This window comes from Rickettsia endosymbiont of Culicoides newsteadi (assembly GCF_002259525.1).
In the GTDB taxonomy this organism is placed as follows: domain Bacteria; phylum Pseudomonadota; class Alphaproteobacteria; order Rickettsiales; family Rickettsiaceae; genus Tisiphia.
This window is the reverse complement of record NZ_MWZE01000101.1, coordinates 1-4,468: the sequence shown is the minus strand read 5'-3', so window position 1 is coordinate 4,468 and position 4,468 is coordinate 1. Positions and strand designations below refer to the sequence as shown.

Here is a 4,468-nt window from a genome sequence, read left to right as displayed (position 1 = left end):
TACGGATTGGATCATTTAAGGAACTGCTTGAAACAGGCAAGTAACAAGGCAAAAGCGGTATTAAAAAGAATTTTGGATATGACTCAATTACCGATTTTGATCCCTACTTCCCTACATTGTTACAAAAATTGTAGGGTACTATGACTTGCGTGGTCTCGCAATGACGTTCTTTAGACCCACACGAGTTCTATTCTATGATATAATAAAGTAATCTTTACTATTAAAGTCTAATATGCTTTTTATAATATTAATATATTTTAATATGTAAAGTGCTTTTTAAAGAAATTTGTGGAATATCAAATTTAGTAGTAATTATGCAATAAAAAACATGATGTAAAAATATCACGAAACTTGATGCAAATGGTGATTTTTTATGGTATAATAATTCCCTCGAAATACAGATACTACAGGGGGTTTATATGAGAAAAATTGCTGTCAAATTTAACAAGTTACAAGATATCGAAAATCTTAAAAAAATCATGAAAAATGTTTACGCGAGTAATAGCGATCATTTACCAGATATTGCTATAGTCAATTGATGAGAAGTTGGGGACGTTGTCGCTCGTCTATACTTATAGGCGTCGCTCCATCGCTCCTAGCCCCAAATTCTCCTGAATTGACTATAAATTTCATTTGGGCGGAAAGATTTTTACACCTAGCCAGGTGGATAAAGCAGAGTTGCACATAATAAGAGTGATAACAACCTAAGTAGCCTTGAGAGTAGTAAAGATTTAAGCCAAAGCCTAACCTCACTAGCTAGTTTGCACTTATCAGATATTGCTGCATAAGATGAAACAGAAGATTTACTTAATAAAATAGATGATTTGGAACAAAGCCTATTTTTGTTCACACCTAGTCAATATAATAATAAAGTTTCTACAAATTAATCTTTGGTTGATATTTTTTGTATTATTGAGTAGGTGTTATACTTGAGTTATTATGTTACATCTACAAGGACAATTGTATTCGCTTGTTATTTTAATCCTTTCAAAATTTGAAAAATGTAATAAGATATTGATGGGTTTGAAGAATAAGCTTAATTCTCTATCAGATAAACGTAAGCCATACAGAACGATATGAACTTAAAATACTATAATTAATTATGGCAAGAAACAATGACTATATAAGCAAAATTGATAAATTGATAGGACAAAAAATCTATTCTCTAAGGCTTGCTAAAGGTTTGTCACGTCAGCAACTTGCAAAGACAATAGATGTAACACTTCAACAATTACAAAAATATGAGACTGGTTTCAATAGAATATCAATAGGTAGGCTGATTCTTATTGCTAAAGCATTAGAAAAAAATATTGATTATTTTTATGAAGGTTTAGAAGATATTAAAAATATTGAGCCTATTCAAACTCAGCATCAGCGTTTGTGTATAGAGGTGTCAAGGAATTTTATGAAAATCTGTAACCCATCATATCAACAGGCTATTAATGCATTGATACACTCGTTGATTAAAGAGTAGCATAGTAAGGGAAAAGTACTGATACAGTTATTGGTATCTAGGAGGCTACACCTACAATAACTAAAGTAATGCTATATTTGGCTCTTTTTGGCTGCAAATAAACATGATTTTCTTGAAATAAGTACACTATTCCTTCAAAAATCATATATTCTCGCCGAAAAGTAGCTCAAAATATAATTAATTAGTTATCGTAGGCAGCCTCATAGTTATTTCGTCAAAAATTAAAATTTTAACAAAAAAATTGTACAAAATTTGAGAATTTTTGATTTTCTGAGTAAATTTTTGATATAAAAAGCTAACTTTTAGGAAACTAAAAATTTCTTAATGTAAAAAACAATTTATATATCAACTATAAATTGAATTTTGAAAATCAACTTTACTCTTATACATTTCCAACTATAATTGTTTTTGTTGTTCTAAATGTTGCTGTTGCCTACATATCTCTGTTAGTCTTTTTCCTACGGTTGTATTTTTCAAATATGGGGCAAGTAGCTTATCATTCATCCTATATTTTAAATAGTCTATCTCATCATAAGTATTATCGTTAATCTTTACCACTGCATGACTATTTAGCTCTTTTATCTCAGGACTTATCTCTTTTAAGACATGTGCTTGACATGCCTTATATAGTTGCTTAGCCAGCATCCCTACCTGTGTTGTATCTTTTATCTTTTCTACTAGCTTGTCATCTGTTTCTATACTATCTCCTGTATAAATTCCTCCTATCTTAAATCTACTGACATTATTTATATCTCTCGCTAAATTGCTTAGTAGTTCAGGTTGCTCCTTATGTAAGTTAGCTATCGTCAGGAAATAATGATCTTGCTCCTTTTTGCTATAATACTCTACCACATCTTTATATTGCTTATACATATCAAGACAAAAATCTTTTTCTTTTTTTAATAGCTGTAAAACTTCATTTACTGATTTTGCTTCTTCTCTCTCTTTGTTAATTAAAACTCTTCTGGGTGTTACATAATCTTTGAATGCTTTTAGCCATTCTGACCCTAGTAAGTTAATTACTCCCTTTTCATCTTCTAATTTCATCTTATCTTTTAGTTGTTCTATATCATATTTTGGCTGTAGTTTAACTATTGTCTCTATTTTATTCTGATACTTAGTAAACACTGATTTAATATACTTTCCATGATTTTCATGATTTCTGGTCATCCCATCAAGATCAGTTCCTCTTATATAAGGTCTTATTTCCTTATTATTCATTAAGTCATCTAAATAACCTTGAACAGTCTTAAATTGTTTATTGTCTTTAATTAATACCCCTTGTTCTTCTATTACCTTTATATCTTGAGCAACTTGCTTCTTACAATGAAGCTGACTAAATTTAAACATTAATGGTGCTACTCTATCCTTTAGTTCTGACGTATTTCGCTTTAATTCTTTAATTAACAACTCTTTTTCCCATATATTGTATTTTGCTATATATAAACTATCTCTTTTTATATTATCTAATAGATCAGGCTGACTGTCGTACACTCTACTTTTATCATTTATGCTCTCCCCCTTCATTTCCTCTGATACATTATAAGTTAAACTTTGATATTCCTTAGCTATCTTTAAGCTTAATTCCCTATCTTGCTCGAGGCTATTGAATAATCCGTTAACTTCTTGTGTTTCTTGCCGTTCCTTTTCTATTTTATTAAATTGTGGTATTATCCAATCTCTAATACCAATTGAAATAATTAACGCGGTATATTAATCCACTCTCTATACATAATTGATTTTACTAAAGTTACATTTTTACTAAGTTGATTCCAGGCATAGCAAGCATTAGCAACGATATCTTCGTATACACCGTAACATTGATTAGATAGGAAGTGATTTTTGATCCACTGCCAAATTTGTTCCATCGCATTTAATTCCGGTGCGTATGGCGGAAGCGGTACCAAGGTAATGTTACTTGGAATAATTAATTTTTTCGCTGCATGCCACCCGGCATTATCTGTTAATAATGCAACATGCCTACCAGAATCAATAGTCAAAGAAAATTCATCTAAGAACTTATTCATTGAATCAGTATTGGTATATGGTAAAATTAACGCAAAAGATTCGCCCGTATCATGGCAAGCAGCTCCATAGATGTATGTTGAGATAAATTGTTGTTGCCTTACTTTCCTAGATATGCTCCCACGTTTAGCCCATATGCGACTTAAACTACCTTGCTGCCCAATTCGAGTTTCATCCTGTGACCAAATAAGGTGGTTCCCTTTGTCTAGACAAAAATTTAGATAAATAGAGATATAATTCACAAAAATTAAATTGTTGTTTTTATACAATATTTTTTTCAAAATATACACATTCTGGAGTTTTATAATCCAAAGTTTGATGCATCCTTTGTCTATTATAAAATTCCATATATTCGTTAATTGCTGTCTTTGCCTCCTTTACTGTTGTTAAAATAATCCGATAAATTTTTTCCTGTTTTAATGATCGCCAAAAACGTTCAATAAGGGAGTGTTCGTCAAACTGTGTCAAGTTGAAAAAATAATCTTTTAAATATATAAAATAAAGATTATTGATGTTGTAAATAGCGAAGAATGTGGATAAGTTACTATCAACTTATCCACATGTTCTTCGCATAAAATAATAGGAAATTTGACATGAGCAAACCAATGAAACCAATTCAACTAGACCAAGTATCGCAAATACTTAATCAAGATAAATGTATAGAAATCATTCAAGGACTATACCAAGGTAAACCGCTACTTGGTGCAGGTGGACTGCTAACATCATTAGTTAAAGATTTTACACAACTTGCCCTAGAAAGTGAAATGACGTCAATTCGGGATAAGGTTATAATTTAGAGGAAAGTCGAAATTGCAATTTATGGAAGGTTTATTTTTCTTAAGAGAATAGGCAACTAGTGTAGAAAGTATATGAACAAAAGCATTTATAGGGGATCTGTGTCTAGTATGCTCAAGGTTCATTTTGTTCTTTAAATAATCAAAAACTGTTTCAATTAAATTACGTTTTCTT

At 30.7% G+C, this 4,468-nt stretch carries 6 protein-coding genes; 2 read left to right on the top strand and 4 right to left on the bottom strand.

Features of this window, described 5'->3' with window-relative positions; translation table 11 throughout:
• Nucleotides 1-1,102: 1,102 nt before the first annotated feature.
• The gene (locus tag RiCNE_RS06050; protein WP_094649687.1) at nt 1,103-1,474 is read left to right on the top strand and encodes a helix-turn-helix domain-containing protein; all 372 of its coding nucleotides are present in this window, start codon (nt 1,103-1,105) and stop codon (nt 1,472-1,474) included.
• Nucleotides 1,475-1,870: 396 nt separating this feature from the next.
• On the opposite strand, the gene RiCNE_RS06045 is transcribed toward RiCNE_RS06050, so the two are convergent.
• The 3 genes from RiCNE_RS06045 to RiCNE_RS06035 all read right to left on the bottom strand — a co-directional run bounded on the left by RiCNE_RS06045 (nt 1,871) and on the right by RiCNE_RS06035 (nt 3,967).
• Nucleotides 1,871-3,001, bottom strand: coding sequence for a hypothetical protein (locus RiCNE_RS06045; RefSeq protein WP_094649686.1), 1,131 nt, complete (start codon nt 2,999-3,001; stop codon nt 1,871-1,873).
• 173 nt (nt 3,002-3,174) lie between these two features.
• Entirely contained in the window at nt 3,175-3,741 is a 567-nt protein-coding gene (locus tag RiCNE_RS06040; protein ID WP_157905700.1) for an IS630 family transposase, read from the bottom strand.
• Between the two features lie 19 nt (nt 3,742-3,760).
• Nucleotides 3,761-3,967 carry an integrase core domain-containing protein gene (locus RiCNE_RS06035; protein WP_157905699.1) on the bottom strand — a complete coding sequence of 69 codons (207 nt, stop codon included), beginning with the start codon at nt 3,965-3,967 and terminating at the stop codon, nt 3,761-3,763.
• Between the two features lie 125 nt (nt 3,968-4,092).
• Between RiCNE_RS06035 and RiCNE_RS06030 the strand changes: the two genes are divergently transcribed.
• The gene (locus tag RiCNE_RS06030; protein ID WP_094649683.1) at nt 4,093-4,296 is read left to right on the top strand and encodes a hypothetical protein; all 204 of its coding nucleotides are present in this window, start codon (nt 4,093-4,095) and stop codon (nt 4,294-4,296) included.
• On the opposite strand, the gene RiCNE_RS06025 is transcribed toward RiCNE_RS06030, so the two are convergent.
• On the bottom strand, nt 4,270-4,468 hold a 199-nt coding region (locus RiCNE_RS06025), incomplete at its 5' end, for a transposase (protein WP_157905643.1). The genes RiCNE_RS06030 and RiCNE_RS06025 overlap by 27 nt on opposite strands.

Excerpts from the sequence above, each read along its gene's own strand:
- RiCNE_RS06050 (WP_094649687.1), top strand. The coding sequence starts at position 1,103 with ATGGCAAGAAACAATGACTATATAAGCAAAATTGATAAATTGATAGGA.
- RiCNE_RS06045 (WP_094649686.1), bottom strand. The coding sequence starts at position 3,001 with ATGAAGGGGGAGAGCATAAATGATAAAAGTAGAGTGTACGACAGTCAG.
- RiCNE_RS06030 (WP_094649683.1), top strand. The coding sequence starts at position 4,093 with ATGAGCAAACCAATGAAACCAATTCAACTAGACCAAGTATCGCAAATA.